This is a genomic window from Sinorhizobium sp. NG07B (assembly GCF_002532005.1).
GTDB classification, from domain to species: domain Bacteria; phylum Pseudomonadota; class Alphaproteobacteria; order Rhizobiales; family Rhizobiaceae; genus Sinorhizobium; species Sinorhizobium fredii_C.
This window is the reverse complement of record NZ_NWTD01000001.1, coordinates 1,931,796-1,944,815: the sequence shown is the minus strand read 5'-3', so window position 1 is coordinate 1,944,815 and position 13,020 is coordinate 1,931,796. Positions and strand designations below refer to the sequence as shown.

Genomic DNA, 13,020 nt, shown 5'->3' with positions numbered 1-13,020 from the left:
GCCGCGAAGCTCCATGCCAAGAACCGCCTATGTGAACGGCGCCTATGTCCCGCATTCCGAAGCCGCGATCCATGTGGAGGACCGCGGCTTCCAGTTTGCCGATGGCGTCTACGAGGTCTGCGAGGTGCGGCACGGCTTCATTGTCGATCTCAGCCGTCACCTCGACCGCCTCGACCGGTCGCTGAGTGAACTCAGGATGGACTGGCCGATGAGCCGGGCTGCGCTGATCCAGGTCATTCGCGAGGTGCTGCGGCGCAACCGCGTCCTCAACGGGCTCTTCTATCTTCAGGTGACGCGGGGCGTCGCCCGGCGCGATCATGTGTTCCCGGCCAAGGGCACGCCACCCTCTGTCGTCGTCACGGCTAAGCGCACCGATGCCGCCGCGATCGCCAGGAAGAATGCCGAAGGCATTGCCGCGATTACGGTGCCGGAAAACCGCTGGGACCGGGTGGACATCAAGACGGTCGGCCTGCTTCCGAACGTCCTCGCTCGCCAAAGGGCGAAGGAAGTCGGCGCGCAAGAGGCGATTTTCGTCGACGCGGACGGCACGGTCAAGGAAGGGGCGGCGACGAATGTCTGGATCGTCGACGGCGAGGGGACGCTGCGCACGCGCCCGGCCGAGCACGGCATCCTGCGCGGCATCACGCGTACGACACTGATGGACGTGGCAAAGGCGCTCGGCCTGAAGATCGAGGAGAAGGCCTTCTCTGTCGAGGAAATGCTTGCCGCACGGGAAGTGTTCGTCACCGCTGCCACGAGCATCTGCTTTCCGGTCGTATCGATCGATGGAAAGCCGATCCGCAACGGCCATCCGGGAAGCATAGCACAGAATATTCGTGAAGCCTTTTTCGACGTTGCGGAAAAGACGGCGATTTGATACCAAACTTCAAGAGGTGTCGGGGGAAGGCTTCTGTGACACGTCTGATCGCAAATTTGACAAAATGCACCGGCGCCAAAGCCGGCAAATAAGAAAGAAGCGGCGCGATGGCGGAACGTTCTCAAAACTTGCAGGATCTTTTTCTTAATACGGTTCGCAAGCAAAAAATTTCCTTGACCATTTTCCTTATCAATGGCGTGAAACTGACGGGTGTTGTGACATCTTTTGACAATTTCTGCGTCCTGTTGCGCCGTGACGGCCATTCTCAACTCGTCTACAAGCACGCCATCTCGACCATCATGCCGGGCCAGCCTCTGCAGATGTTCGAGAATGAGGAAGTGGCATCCTGACGGGACCTGAGGACCATTACCAAACGCAATTCGAAATCGCCGTCGTCGATCATACCGGAGCTTGAGAAGCGCCGCGACGACATGCGCGCCGTCGTCGTCGTGCCGGTCTTGAAGAAGACGGGCAAGCCGGCCGCTGATGTGGCAGCGGTCAGCACGCGCTCGGACGAGAGCCGGCTTGAAGAGGCCACGGGGCTTGCGCTCGCCATCGATCTCGATGTCGTGCACGGCACGATCGTTCCCGTGGCGCAACCGAAGCCCGGCACCCTGCTCGGCAGCGGCAAGATCGAGGAGATCGGCCATATCCTCAACGAGAAGGATGCGGGCCTCGTTATCGTCGATCACCCGCTGACGCCGGTACAGCAGCGCAATCTCGAGAAGGAATGGAACGCCAAGGTCATCGACCGGACCGGGCTCATTCTCGAAATTTTTGGCCGGCGCGCCTCCACTAAGGAGGGCACGCTTCAGGTCGATCTCGCCCATCTGAACTACCAGAAGGGAAGGCTGGTTCGAAGCTGGACCCACCTTGAGCGCCAGCGCGGGGGCGCGGGCTTCATGGGCGGTCCGGGCGAAACGCAGATCGAAGCCGACCGTCGGCTGCTGCAGGAAAGGATCGTGCGGCTGGAGCGCGAGCTGGAGCAGGTGCGCCGGACGCGTCAGTTGCATCGTTCGAAGCGCAAGAAGGTACCGCACCCGATCGTGGCGCTGGTCGGCTACACCAATGCAGGCAAGTCGACGCTCTTCAACCGGATGACCGGCGCGGGCGTGCTGGCCGAAGACATGCTCTTTGCGACGCTAGATCCGACGCTGCGGCGGCTGAAGCTGCCGCATGGCCGAATGGTCATTCTGTCCGATACCGTCGGTTTCATCTCGGACCTGCCGACGCACCTCGTCGCCGCCTTTCGCGCGACGTTGGAAGAAGTACTCGAGGCAGACCTCATTCTGCATGTCCGCGATCTCTCGGACCCGGACAATCAAGCGCAGGCAGGCGATGTGCTGCGTATCCTGGCCGATCTCGGCATCGACGAGAAGGAAGGCTCCGAGCGCATCGTCGAGGTCTGGAACAAGATCGACAGGCTCGAGCCGGAGGTGCGCGAGGCACTGGTGAACAAAGCGGCGGGCACCGACAACACCGTCGCCGTTTCGGCGATCACCGGCGAAGGTGTCGACGATCTGCTCGCTGAAATCGGCCGTCGTCTTTCAGGCGTGCTGACCGAGTGCACTGTCGCCTTGGGATTGGACCAGTTGCAGCTCTTGCCCTGGATCTATGAGCACGCGATCGTCGATGGCCGCGACGATCTCGAAGACGGAAGGATCAGCCTTGACCTGCGCTTGACAGAGTCCGAGGCGGCCGAGCTTGAAAGACGGCTGGGAAACGGGCCCAAGCCAGTTGCGGAAGATTGGGAAGCTTGACGTGACGGCACGCCGCTACGTCAATTGCCTCTCAATCGCCTTTGCCGCCTGCCAGAGTTCCTCCATCCGCTCCAGCGATGCGGCATCCAGCGTCTCGCCGCCGGCATGCAGTTCCTGCTCGATATGGCTGAACCGGCGCCGGAATTTCGTGTTCGTGCCGCGCAGCGCCATTTCCGGATCGGTACCAATATGGCGGCCGATGTTGACCAGTGCGAAGATCAGGTCGCCGAGTTCGTCCGCAATCTTTCGTCGGTCGCCATCCTTCAGCGCCTGGCGCAGCTCGCCGATTTCCTCCTCGACCTTGTCGAGAATCGGTGCCGGCTCCGACCAGTCGAAACCCACCTTGGCTGCGCGCTCCTGAAGCTTGAGCGCCTCAACGAGTGCCGGAAAGCTGCGCTGCACTGAACCGAGATGGCCGGACTTCTCTTCCAGCGGCAGGCCGCGCCGCATCCGGCGCGCGCGCCGATCCGCCTTCTCGGCCTGTTTGATCTCGTCCCATTGCAGCTTGACCGCCTCTGGCGTATCGGCATCCGACCGTGCAAAGACATGCGGATGGCGGCGGATCATCTTGCGGGTGACGGCTTCCACCACGTCGCCGAAGGAGAAGTCGCCGACCTCTTCCGCCATTTGCGCGTGATAGACCACCTGCAGCAGCAGGTCTCCGAGCTCGTCGCAAAGATCGTCCATGTCGCGGCGCTCGATCGCGTCGGCGACCTCGTAGGCTTCCTCGATCGTGTAGGGCTTGATCGTCTCGAAGGTCTGGACGATGTCCCACGGGCAGCCGGTCTTCGGGTCGCGAAGTGCTGCCATGATGTCGATGAGGCGTTGAATATCGCGAGAAGGTTCCATTGGACTCAGTTCAGCGGTATGGCGTTGTTGTCTTTGTCCGCCTGATAGGCGGCCGACAGGCGATTGCAGCGCTCGCGGATCCGAGCATCCTGTGCCGCGAGCCTCTTTGTCGTCTCCGGATCGACATCCCGCATGAGGGCCGCGATCGAGGCCGACTTCCAGAAGGCATTTTCCCGGGCGTAGCCGCCCGGTTCAAGCCGGAAGACTTCCTTGAGGATCTTCAGGTCGTGCGGAATCGAGAAGCTGTCGCGCGAATCCTCGTGGCTGAAGAAGTAGTAGAAATTGTCGAAGCCGGCCCAGGTGATTGCGGAGAGGCACATGGAGCAGGGCTCGTGCGTTGACAGGAAGATGAGCTCGCGCGTGTCGGGCTTCTCCGCCATCTCGTAGAAGCGCTTCAGCGTATGGACCTCGCCATGCCACAGCGGATTTTCGGTCTCGTTGTTGGTCTCGGCCAGCACGAGCGAGAAATCGGCCTTGCGCAGGATCGCCGCACCGAACACCTTGTTGCCGGCCGCCACCCCCTTCTCCGTCAGCGGGAGTATGTCGTTTTCGATGACCGCCAGCAGCCGCTCGGCCAGTTCGGATGTCTTCATCCTGGCACTCCCCGGAAAATGTCTGCGGGCATTTAACGGAGGTTCGGCGGTCGGCGCAATGGCGGCGCCGCTGTGGTTCGCAATCATCCTCCGGAGATATTTGCTCAAAAAGATTGGCTACCGAGCAAAACAATACGTGGCCGGAAAGCCATAGAAATTTCTGTTTCTTCAATTGTCTGCGGCTATGAGGGATATTCGCCGCAGCCTGTAGAAGGAGCCGTCCCCTCGATATGTCGCAGCAATTATCCGTTTTCCCGGCATTTTTCCGCGTCGCTCAGAAGAGCGTGGCGGTATTCGGCAATGGGGACGAGGCCTTCGCCAAGGTTCGGCTGCTTTTGAACACCGAGGCGCGTATCCTCGCCTATGCGGATCATCCGGAGCCGGCTTTTGCGGCTTTCCTGGAGGACAAGGGGATCGAGACGGTTCGCGAAGCCTTTGCCGATCATCAGGTCGAAGGCGCCGCACTGGTCTTTGCGGCGACCGGCGATGCGGCTGCCGACCGGGTGATCGTGACCGCGGCACGCGAGCGCAAGGTCCCGGCCAATGCCGTCGACCAGCCCGACTATTGCGATTTCCTGACGCCGGCGCTGGTCAACCGTGCCCCCGTCGCCGTCGCCATCGGCACGGAAGGGGCGGGGCCCGTTCTGGCGCAGATGATTCGCGCCCAGATCGACCAGTTGCTGTCGCCCTCGCTTGGGATCGTGGCGACGCTAGCCGCGAGCTACCGCGAGGCGGTCGATCGCCTCATCCCGCGCGGCGTGGCGCGGCGCGTCTTCTGGCGGCGATTCTTCTCAGGTCCGGTGGCGGATCATGTCGCGCTCGGCGATCTCGCTTCCGCCCGCCGCGAGGCCTCCCGGCTGCTCGACGCGGCCGAGCGTGTTTCCGGCCATGTCTGGCTGGTCGGCGCCGGTCCGGGTGCCGAGGATCTGCTGACGCTGAGGGCGCAGCGGGTGATGATGGAAGCGGACGCCATCGTCTATGATGCCCTGGTGCCGCAGGCGATCGTCGACATGGGCCGCCGCGATGCCGAGCGGCTTTCGGTCGGCAAGCGCAAGGGCTGCCACACCAAGTCGCAGGACGAGATCAATCATCTGCTCGTGAAGCTCGCCAAGGAGGGCAAGCGCGTCGTGCGGCTGAAATCCGGCGATCCGCTAATCTTCGGCCGGGCCGGCGAAGAGATGGCCGCAATGCGCGAGGCTGGCGTCAGCTATGAGATCGTCCCCGGCATCACGTCGGCCTTTGCCGCCGCAGCGGATTTCGAGCTGCCGCTGACGCTTCGCGGCGTTGCATCGTCGCTGGTCTTCACCACCGGCCATGATCTAGCTGGTGACGTGCTTCCCGACTGGGCGCGGCTTGCCGTTTCCGGCGCGACGATTGCGGTCTATATGGGCCGCTCGGTCGCCGCTTCGGTGGCGGGCCGGCTGATGCAGGCGGGGCTGCCGGCGGAAACGACCGTCGCCGTCATCGAGAATGCTAGCCGCCCCGAGCGGCGCCTGCTGCACGGCATCCTCCGGGAGCTGCCGGATCTCGAGAACCGCACGGAACTCGACGGCCCGGTCATGGTGATCATCGGCGACGCGGTCGCCGGCGCGAATTTCGACCGGTCGGAGCCGCTCGCTGCCGGCCGGCGCAAGGGCGCCGGGCCGAGCGCTTCTGGCGCGCATCGCGCCGAACACATTTTGAATTGAGGACGACGTGATGGTGAGCAAGGTTTTGACGGCAAATCGCTTGGCGGACGGGATCTCCGTCTGGCTCGACGCCTCCGGCAACTGGGGGGAGTCGCTGCAGGATGCTTTTGTCGCCCGCCACGCCGAGGCTGTCGCCGCCCTCGAGGCGACCGGCAAGACCGCCTTCGCCGACAACAAGGTCGTCGACGTCAATGTCGTTGACGTGGAAGAGGTCGACGGCATACTCCGGCCGCTGCGCATGCGCGAGCGGATCCGGGCCGAGGGCCCGTCAATTTCCTATGCCGCCGGTTATCACGGGCTTTCCGGCCCCAAGAATTTTGCTGCCTGAGGACCTGAGCTTTCATGTACCGTTACGACGAATTCGACCACGCCTTCGTTTCCGCACGCGTCGAGCAGTTCCGCGATCAGGTCCAGCGGCGGCTGTCCGGTGAATTGGCCGAGGATGCCTTCAAGCCGCTGCGCCTGATGAACGGCGTCTATCTGCAGCTTCACGCCTATATGCTTCGCGTCGCCATCCCCTATGGGACGCTGTCGAGCCGTCAGATGCGCATGCTCGCCCATATCGCGCGCAAATACGACCGCGGCTACGGGCATTTCACCACGCGCCAGAACATCCAGTACAACTGGCCGCGCCTTTCCGACACGCCGGACATCCTCAAGGACTTGGCGAGCGTCGAAATGCACGCGCTGCAGACTTCCGGCAACTGCATTCGCAACGTCACGGCGGATCATTTCGCCGGTGCAGCGGCCGACGAAGTTGCCGACCCGCGCCCCTATGCGGAGATTCTTCGCCAATGGTCGAGCGTCCATCCGGAATTCTCGTTCCTGCCGCGCAAGTTCAAGATCGCCGTTACCGGCGCCGAGCGCGATCGCGCCGCGATCCAGGTTCATGACATCGGCCTGCACCTGAAGAAGGATGAGAACGGCAAGCTCGGCTTTGCCGTCTATGTCGGCGGCGGCCAGGGCCGCACCCCGATGATCGCCAAGAAGATCCGCGACTTCCTGCCGGAAGAGGATCTGCTTTCCTATACGACGGCGATCATGCGCGTTTACAACCTCTATGGCCGCCGCGACAACAAGTACAAGGCGCGCATCAAGATCCTCGTGCACGAGACCGGCGCGGAGGAACTGGCGCGTCAGGTTGAGGTCGAGTTCGCCAGCCTCAAGGACACCGAACTGAAGCTGCCCGACGCCGACATCCAGGCGATCGCCTCCTATTTTGCGCCGCCTGCACTGCCGAACCGGGCCGAAGGCTGGGAAAACCTCGCTCGCTGGAAGAAGGCCGATGGGGCTTTCGCTCAGTGGGTCCATCAGAACGTCCAGCCGCACAAGCATCCGGACTACGGCATGGTGACGATTTCGCTGAAGCCGATCGGTGGCATTCCGGGCGATGCGACCGACAGCCAGATGGAAGTGGTGGCCGACATCGCCGAGGAATACGCCTTCGATGAAATCCGCGTCAGCCATGAGCAGAACCTGATCCTACCGCATGTGGCGCTCGCCGATCTGGAGCCGGTCTATCGGGCGCTGATCGCCGCCGGTCTCGCCACCGCCAATGCGGGGCTGATCACCGATATCATTGCCTGTCCCGGCCTCGACTACTGCGCGCTCGCCAATGCGCGCTCGATCCCGGTCGCGCAGGAGATTTCCAGCCGCTTCGGTTCGACCGAGCGGCAGGCCGAAATCGGCGAGCTGAAGATCAAGATTTCCGGCTGCATCAATGCCTGCGGCCACCATCATGTCGGCCATATCGGCCTGCTCGGCGTAGAGAAGAAGGGCGCGGAACTCTATCAGATCACGCTTGGCGGCTCCGGCGACGAGAACACCTCGATCGGCGAGATCATCGGCCGCGGCTTCGAGCCGGAGAAGGTGACGGATGCGGTGGAGACGATCGTCGACACCTATCTCGGCCTCCGCCGCGACAAGTCGGAAACCTTCCTTGAAGCCTATCGCCGCGTCGGGCCGCAGCCTTTCAAGGATGCCCTTTACGGCGGCGGCGCCCAGGAAGCCGCGTGAACGAAGCCGCACAAGGATTTGAGAAGATGACGAAAATCTGGAATGAGAGCGGCTTCTTGAACGATGATCCCTGGGTCGTCGAAACCGAAGAGACGAAGGCCGGCTCGAACGAGAAGGCAGTCCTCGGCCTCGACGCCTTCCTGGAACAGGCGGCGGCCGGCGCGTCGGGCCTGGGTGTCCTGGTCGCTCCTGCGGACGACGTGACGCGTCTGGCGCCCCATCTCAGCCAGATCGCCCTGGTGGCGCTGGCCTTCCCGGCCTTCAATGACGGCCGCGCTTTCAGCCACGCTTCGCTGCTGCGCAGCCGGCTGGGCTTCGAAGGCGAAGTCCGCGCCGTCGGCGACGTGCTGATCGACCAGATCCCGCTAATGCTGCGTTGTGGCATCGACAGTTTCGCGGTCACCAATGCAACGGCGATCAAGAGGCTCTCGGAAGGGCGCCTGCCGGGTATCGCCAATCACTACCAGCCGACGGCAAAACCGTCGGCAGACGCCAAATCCTACAGCTGGCGTCGCGTCTCTTAAAAAAAACGCGGCCCGCGACAGTGTGAAGCAAGCCGAAATCCCAGAAAGAGCCTATATTTGGAAGGGAATTCCTTTCAATTTGCCAAGGCTTGGAATATCCGCTCGTAGTTGATAAAAGCCTCACCATTACAGGACTGAAGCAACAATGAATGCGCCGGCAAAAAAGGAAGATTTCGCTGTACAGGTACCGGCGGGTGTATTCGCCGAGACGGTGACCAGCGTCGAGCATTACACGGACCGGCTCTTCCGCTTCCGCATGACGCGTCCGCAGGAGTTTCGCTTCCGCTCCGGCGAGTTCGCGATGATCGGCCTGATGGTCGGCGACAAGCCCGTCTATCGTGCCTATTCGATCGCGAGCCCCGCCTGGGACGAGGAACTGGAGTTCTTCTCGATCAAGGTGCCGGACGGTCCGCTGACCTCGCATCTGCAGACGATCAAGCCGGGTGACCAGGTGCTGATGCGCAAGAAGCCTACGGGCACGCTGGTGCTCGACGCGCTCGTGCCCGGCCGGAGGCTCTACATGTTCTCGACCGGTACGGGCATTGCGCCCTTCGCGAGCCTGATCCGCGACCCGGAAACCTACGAGAAATTCGAGGAAGTCATCCTCACCCATACCTGCCGCGACGTGGCCGAGCTGAAATACGGCTTCGATCTCGTCGAGGAAATCCGCAACCACGAGTTCTTGAACGAGATCGTCGGTGACAAGCTGCGCCACTATGCGACCGTGACGCGCGAGGATTATCCCTTCAGGGGCCGGATCACCGACCTGATGACGAACGGCAAGTTCTTCGCCGATCTCGGCCTGCCGCCGCTCGACCCGGCGATCGACCGCGGCATGATCTGCGGCTCGACCGCCATGCTGAAGGATACCAAGGAAATCCTCGAAGCGGCCGGTCTGACGGAAGGCGCCAACAACAAGCCGGCCGAATTCGTCATCGAGCGCGCCTTCGTCGGCTGACACGCCGAGCAATCGATCTGATCTAAAAGGAGGTGCATCCAGCGGTGCACCTCCTTTTCTTTGACGGCTCGGCAAAGTTGATGCTGCCTAACCCTCAGCCAAATAATCCATCAGCTGCGACATGGACGCGGAAGCACCGGCAGCATCCGCCGCTTCGATCGCGTGCATGACTTTCACGTGGCGCTCCACCGAGCCTTTCATCTTTTCCGGCGATGCCGATGCGAACCAGATGCGGCGCGCATGGGTCTGGAGCGGCGACAGGGCCGCCGTCAGGAAGCGGTTCGGGCAGGCCTCTTCCATCACCTCGTCGAACATCTTGTCTGCCACCAGAAAGCCCTCGAGATCGCCGTGAGCGGCGCAGTCCAGCATCTGCCGCCTGCAGTCGCTCATCTCTCGGCGGGCATCGGCGCTTGCATGTTCGGCAACAAGCGCGGCCGCCACCGGTTCGAGCTGTTGACGCGTCTGCATCACATGGATCCGATCGTCCGGTCGGATGCGGCTGATCTCAAGACCGACCCTCGGGCGGACCTCGATCAGGCCCTGCCAAGCGAGTTTCTGGATCGCCTCCCGGACCGGTGTGCGGCCGTGATTGGCGAGTTCGAGCAACTGCCGTTCGGTGACGAGCGTTCCCGGCTTCAGCTTCAAGGTGACGATGAGGCGCTCGAGCGCCAGATAGGCGAGATGGGCCTGCGACTGCGACGGCATGAATGTCCTTGCGCTTGTGATATATCAGAGATTGACACAGTTCCGAAATCATGGCAAGTTGGCTGATATATCAGATCGAAGGAGGCTTCTCATGTGGCGCGGCGTATTTCCGGCAGTAACGACGAAATTCACGACTGAAGGTGGTCTCGACAAGGCCGAGATGGAGCGCTGCTTCGCGCTGCAGTTCTCGGCAGGCGTCGACGGCATGATCGTCTGCGGCTCGCTCGGCGAGAACATGACGTTGGAACCGGAGGAAAAAATCGAGATATTGAAGATCGCCAAGTCGGTCGCCGGCGGCAAGCCGGTGCTGATGACGATCTGCGAAAGCGCCACGCGCCGCGGCGAAGCGGCGGCGAGGGCAGCAGCCAAGGCCGGGGCCGACGGCTTCATGGTTCTGCCGGGCGTGCCTTATAAATCCGCGCCGGCGGAGACGCTCGCCCATATCCAGGCGGTCGCTGCCGCTGGAGGCCTGCCGATCATGGTCTACAACAATCCGGTCGCCTACGGCGTCGACGTGACGCTTTCGATGTTCGATGAACTGGCCAGAAACGAACTCGTCGTCGCGATGAAGGAATCGACCGACGACATCCGCCGCGTGACCGACGTTCTGACCCGCTTCGGCGAACGCTTCGACTGCTTCACCGGCGTAGATAACCTGGCACTCGAAAGCCTGCTGATGGGTGCCCATGGCTGGGTCGCCGGCCTTGTCGTCGCCTTCCCGAAGGAGACGGTGGCGATCTGGAAGCTGGTCCAGGCCGGGCGTCTCGAAGAGGCGAGGGCGATCTATCGCTGGTTCCGCCCGCTGCTCGACCTCGACGTCTCCACCAATCTCGTCCAGAACATCAAGCTCGCGGAAGTTTTTGCGATCGATTCCAACGATCGCGTCCGCGCCCCGCGGCTGCCGCTCGCCGGTGCAGAGCGTCGGCGGGTTGAAGGAATTATCGAGGCCGCGCTGGCAAAGCGTCCGACGCTGCCGGTTCTTTGAGGACCGGCCGGTCGACGACCGCCCATTCTCTTCACTGAGCTTCCTGGCCCGGGGCATAAATGAAAACGGCCCGTCAGTAATGACGGGCCGCTTTTCGTGCGAACTCGTACCGCGATTTCAGTGCAAGATCTGGCTCAGGAACAGCTTGGTGCGCTCATGCTGCGGGTTGTCGAAGAATTCGGCCGGCGAATTCTGTTCGACGATCTGGCCCTGGTCCATGAAGATGACGCGGTTGGCGACCTGGCGGGCGAAGCCCATTTCGTGAGTGACGCACAGCATCGTCATGCCTTCTTCTGCAAGGCCCACCATCGTATCGAGCACTTCCTTAATCATTTCCGGATCGAGCGCCGACGTTGGCTCGTCGAAAAGCATGATCTTCGGGTTCATGCAAAGCGAACGGGCAATCGCGACGCGCTGCTGCTGGCCGCCGGAGAGCTGGCCCGGATATTTGAGTGCCTGCTCGGGAATCTTGACGCGCTTGAGGAAATGCATTGCGATTTCCTCGGCCTGCTTCTTCGGCATTTTGCGCACCCAGATCGGCGCCAGCGTGCAGTTTTCCAGAATGGTCAGGTGCGGGAAGAGATTGAAGTGCTGGAACACCATGCCGACTTCGCGGCGCACTTCGTCGATCTTCTTCAGGTCGTTGGTGAGTTCGATGCCGTCGACGACGATCTTGCCCTTCTGGTGCTCCTCGAGGCGGTTGATGCAGCGGATCATCGTCGATTTGCCCGAGCCCGACGGGCCGGCGATGACGATGCGCTCGCCGCGCATCACTTTAAGATTGATGTCGCGCAGTACGTGGAAGTCACCATACCACTTGTTCATGTTGGTGATTTCGATTGCGACATCCGTCTTCGAGACGGTCATTCTTGAAGCGGTGGCCGTATTTGCCATTATATTTCCCCTTTTTATCGGTGGCTCTTGTCGAGCAGGCGTTCCATGAAGCCTGAATAGCGCGACATGCCGAAGCAGAAAAGCCAGAATACAAAGCCTGCGAAGATCAGGCCCGTCAGCGGCGTTACCGCGGACGCCCAGTTCGCGTCGCTAAAGTTCAGCCGGACAATGCCGAGCAGGTCGAACATGCCGATGATCGAAACGAGCGACGTGTCCTTGAACAGGCCGATGAAGGTGTTGACGATACCGGGGATCACCAGCTTCAGCGCCTGCGGCAGGATGATGAGGTTCATCTTCTGCCAGTAGCTGAGACCGAGCGAATCGGCGCCTTCATATTGGCCCTTCGGAATGGCCTGCAGGCCGCCGCGGACAACCTCCGCCATGTAGGCGGAGGCGAAGAGCGACACGCCGATCAAGGCACGAAGGAACTTGTCGAAGGTGACGCCCTGCGGCAGGAACAGCGGCAGCATGACACTAGCCATGAACAGCACCGTAATCAGCGGAACGCCGCGCACCATCTCGATGAAGACCGTGCAGAGCATCTTGATCACCGGCATGTTCGATCGCCGTCCGAGCGCCAGCAGAATGCCGAGCGGCAGCGAAACCGCGATCCCGACGAACGAGAGGACCAGAGTGACCATGAGACCGCCCCAAAGCGCCGTCTCGACATAGGTGAGGCCGAGCCAGCCGCCGGGAAGCAGGATCGTGGCGAGGATCGGCAGGACCGCCAGCAACAGAACCGCGTTCAACCCCTTGTAAGGAATCTTTGGGATGAGCATCGGAACGAGGAACAGCACGAAGAGGATGCCGACGAGAGCGGGGCGCCACTGCTCCTCGAGCGGATAGCGGCCGAAGACGAACTGCCCGAGCTTTGCATTGACGAAAGCCCAGCAGGCGCCGCTCCAGCCTTCCGGTTGCGAGCCGCCTTGGGCGACCGTGGCGCAGACGCCGCGACCGCCGCCCGTCCATGCCGCGTCTACGAAAAGCCACTGGATCGCCGGCGGCACCAGCCATGCCAGGATGAGCAGGCTGATGATCGTCAGGACGCTGTCCTTCGGCGTGGCGAAGAGGTTCTTGCGCAGCCATCGGACGATGCCAGCTTCCAGGGCGGGGGCGGGTGAGGCTTCGATCATCGAAGCACGAACGAAGGATGCTTGTTGCGTGCTCATGT

At 62.1% G+C, this 13,020-nt stretch carries 14 protein-coding genes; 9 read left to right on the top strand and 5 right to left on the bottom strand.

The window, feature by feature from the left end:
- Positions 1-13: 13 nt before the first annotated feature.
- From CO664_RS09500 to hflX, 3 genes are all read left to right on the top strand, one after another.
- Entirely contained in the window at positions 14-877 is an 864-nt protein-coding gene (locus tag CO664_RS09500) for a D-amino-acid transaminase (protein ID WP_097538512.1), read from the top strand.
- A gap of 107 nt (positions 878-984) precedes the next feature.
- Positions 985-1,227 carry an RNA chaperone Hfq gene (hfq, locus tag CO664_RS09495; RefSeq protein WP_037423095.1) on the top strand — a complete coding sequence of 81 codons (243 nt, stop codon included), beginning with the start codon at positions 985-987 and terminating at the stop codon, positions 1,225-1,227.
- 81 nt (positions 1,228-1,308) lie between these two features.
- The gene (gene hflX / locus CO664_RS09490) at positions 1,309-2,637 is read left to right on the top strand and encodes a GTPase HflX (RefSeq protein WP_037423093.1); all 1,329 of its coding nucleotides are present in this window, start codon (positions 1,309-1,311) and stop codon (positions 2,635-2,637) included.
- Between the two features lie 15 nt (positions 2,638-2,652).
- Here the strand turns inward: hflX and mazG are convergent, their stop codons facing one another.
- The gene (gene mazG, locus CO664_RS09485) at positions 2,653-3,486 is read right to left on the bottom strand and encodes a nucleoside triphosphate pyrophosphohydrolase (RefSeq protein WP_097538511.1); all 834 of its coding nucleotides are present in this window, start codon (positions 3,484-3,486) and stop codon (positions 2,653-2,655) included.
- Positions 3,487-3,491: 5 nt separating this feature from the next.
- A complete protein-coding gene (locus CO664_RS09480; protein ID WP_097538510.1) occupies positions 3,492-4,079 on the bottom strand; it encodes a nucleoside deaminase in 588 nt (195 codons plus the stop codon).
- Between the two features lie 230 nt (positions 4,080-4,309).
- Between CO664_RS09480 and cysG the strand changes: the two genes are divergently transcribed.
- From cysG to CO664_RS09455, 5 genes are all read left to right on the top strand, one after another.
- On the top strand, positions 4,310-5,767 hold the full coding sequence (gene cysG, locus CO664_RS09475; RefSeq protein ID WP_097526841.1) for a siroheme synthase CysG: 1,458 nt from the start codon (positions 4,310-4,312) through the stop codon (positions 5,765-5,767).
- A gap of 10 nt (positions 5,768-5,777) precedes the next feature.
- Positions 5,778-6,095, top strand: coding sequence for a DUF2849 domain-containing protein (locus CO664_RS09470; RefSeq protein WP_037423085.1), 318 nt, complete (start codon positions 5,778-5,780; stop codon positions 6,093-6,095).
- A 14-nt stretch (positions 6,096-6,109) separates the two neighbouring features.
- Positions 6,110-7,783 carry a nitrite/sulfite reductase gene (locus CO664_RS09465; protein ID WP_097538509.1) on the top strand — a complete coding sequence of 558 codons (1,674 nt, stop codon included), beginning with the start codon at positions 6,110-6,112 and terminating at the stop codon, positions 7,781-7,783.
- A gap of 26 nt (positions 7,784-7,809) precedes the next feature.
- A complete protein-coding gene (locus CO664_RS09460) occupies positions 7,810-8,307 on the top strand; it encodes a DUF934 domain-containing protein (protein WP_037423258.1) in 498 nt (165 codons plus the stop codon).
- 145 nt (positions 8,308-8,452) lie between these two features.
- Entirely contained in the window at positions 8,453-9,265 is an 813-nt protein-coding gene (locus CO664_RS09455) for a ferredoxin--NADP reductase (RefSeq protein ID WP_097526839.1), read from the top strand.
- Positions 9,266-9,352: 87 nt separating this feature from the next.
- Here CO664_RS09455 and CO664_RS09450 read toward each other — a convergent pair whose 3' ends face one another.
- On the bottom strand, positions 9,353-9,970 hold the full coding sequence (locus tag CO664_RS09450; RefSeq protein ID WP_097526838.1) for a GntR family transcriptional regulator: 618 nt from the start codon (positions 9,968-9,970) through the stop codon (positions 9,353-9,355).
- A 91-nt stretch (positions 9,971-10,061) separates the two neighbouring features.
- On the opposite strand from CO664_RS09450, the gene CO664_RS09445 reads away from it, so the two are divergent.
- Positions 10,062-10,955: a dihydrodipicolinate synthase family protein gene (locus tag CO664_RS09445; RefSeq protein ID WP_097538508.1), complete on the top strand. Its 894-nt coding sequence runs from the start codon at positions 10,062-10,064 to the stop codon at positions 10,953-10,955.
- A gap of 117 nt (positions 10,956-11,072) precedes the next feature.
- Here the strand turns inward: CO664_RS09445 and CO664_RS09440 are convergent, their stop codons facing one another.
- The gene (locus CO664_RS09440; RefSeq protein ID WP_097538507.1) at positions 11,073-11,849 is read right to left on the bottom strand and encodes an amino acid ABC transporter ATP-binding protein; all 777 of its coding nucleotides are present in this window, start codon (positions 11,847-11,849) and stop codon (positions 11,073-11,075) included.
- Between the two features lie 14 nt (positions 11,850-11,863).
- Positions 11,864-13,018, bottom strand: a complete 1,155-nt coding sequence (locus tag CO664_RS09435; protein ID WP_037423069.1) for an amino acid ABC transporter permease — start codon at positions 13,016-13,018, stop codon at positions 11,864-11,866.
- Positions 13,019-13,020 lie beyond the last annotated feature (2 nt).

Bases quoted from the DNA above. Each gene is read 5' to 3' on its own strand.
- CO664_RS09500 (WP_097538512.1), top strand. From the start codon at position 14: ATGCCAAGAACCGCCTATGTGAACGGCGCCTATGTCCCGCATTCCGAA.
- hfq (WP_037423095.1), top strand. From the start codon at position 985: ATGGCGGAACGTTCTCAAAACTTGCAGGATCTTTTTCTTAATACGGTT.
- hflX (WP_037423093.1), top strand. From the start codon at position 1,309: ATGCGCGCCGTCGTCGTCGTGCCGGTCTTGAAGAAGACGGGCAAGCCG.
- mazG (WP_097538511.1), bottom strand. From the start codon at position 3,486: ATGGAACCTTCTCGCGATATTCAACGCCTCATCGACATCATGGCAGCA.
- CO664_RS09480 (WP_097538510.1), bottom strand. From the start codon at position 4,079: ATGAAGACATCCGAACTGGCCGAGCGGCTGCTGGCGGTCATCGAAAAC.
- cysG (WP_097526841.1), top strand. From the start codon at position 4,310: ATGTCGCAGCAATTATCCGTTTTCCCGGCATTTTTCCGCGTCGCTCAG.
- CO664_RS09470 (WP_037423085.1), top strand. From the start codon at position 5,778: ATGGTGAGCAAGGTTTTGACGGCAAATCGCTTGGCGGACGGGATCTCC.
- CO664_RS09465 (WP_097538509.1), top strand. From the start codon at position 6,110: ATGTACCGTTACGACGAATTCGACCACGCCTTCGTTTCCGCACGCGTC.
- CO664_RS09460 (WP_037423258.1), top strand. From the start codon at position 7,810: ATGACGAAAATCTGGAATGAGAGCGGCTTCTTGAACGATGATCCCTGG.
- CO664_RS09455 (WP_097526839.1), top strand. From the start codon at position 8,453: ATGAATGCGCCGGCAAAAAAGGAAGATTTCGCTGTACAGGTACCGGCG.
- CO664_RS09450 (WP_097526838.1), bottom strand. From the start codon at position 9,970: ATGCCGTCGCAGTCGCAGGCCCATCTCGCCTATCTGGCGCTCGAGCGC.
- CO664_RS09445 (WP_097538508.1), top strand. From the start codon at position 10,062: ATGTGGCGCGGCGTATTTCCGGCAGTAACGACGAAATTCACGACTGAA.
- CO664_RS09440 (WP_097538507.1), bottom strand. From the start codon at position 11,849: ATGGCAAATACGGCCACCGCTTCAAGAATGACCGTCTCGAAGACGGAT.
- CO664_RS09435 (WP_037423069.1), bottom strand. From the start codon at position 13,018: ATGAGCACGCAACAAGCATCCTTCGTTCGTGCTTCGATGATCGAAGCC.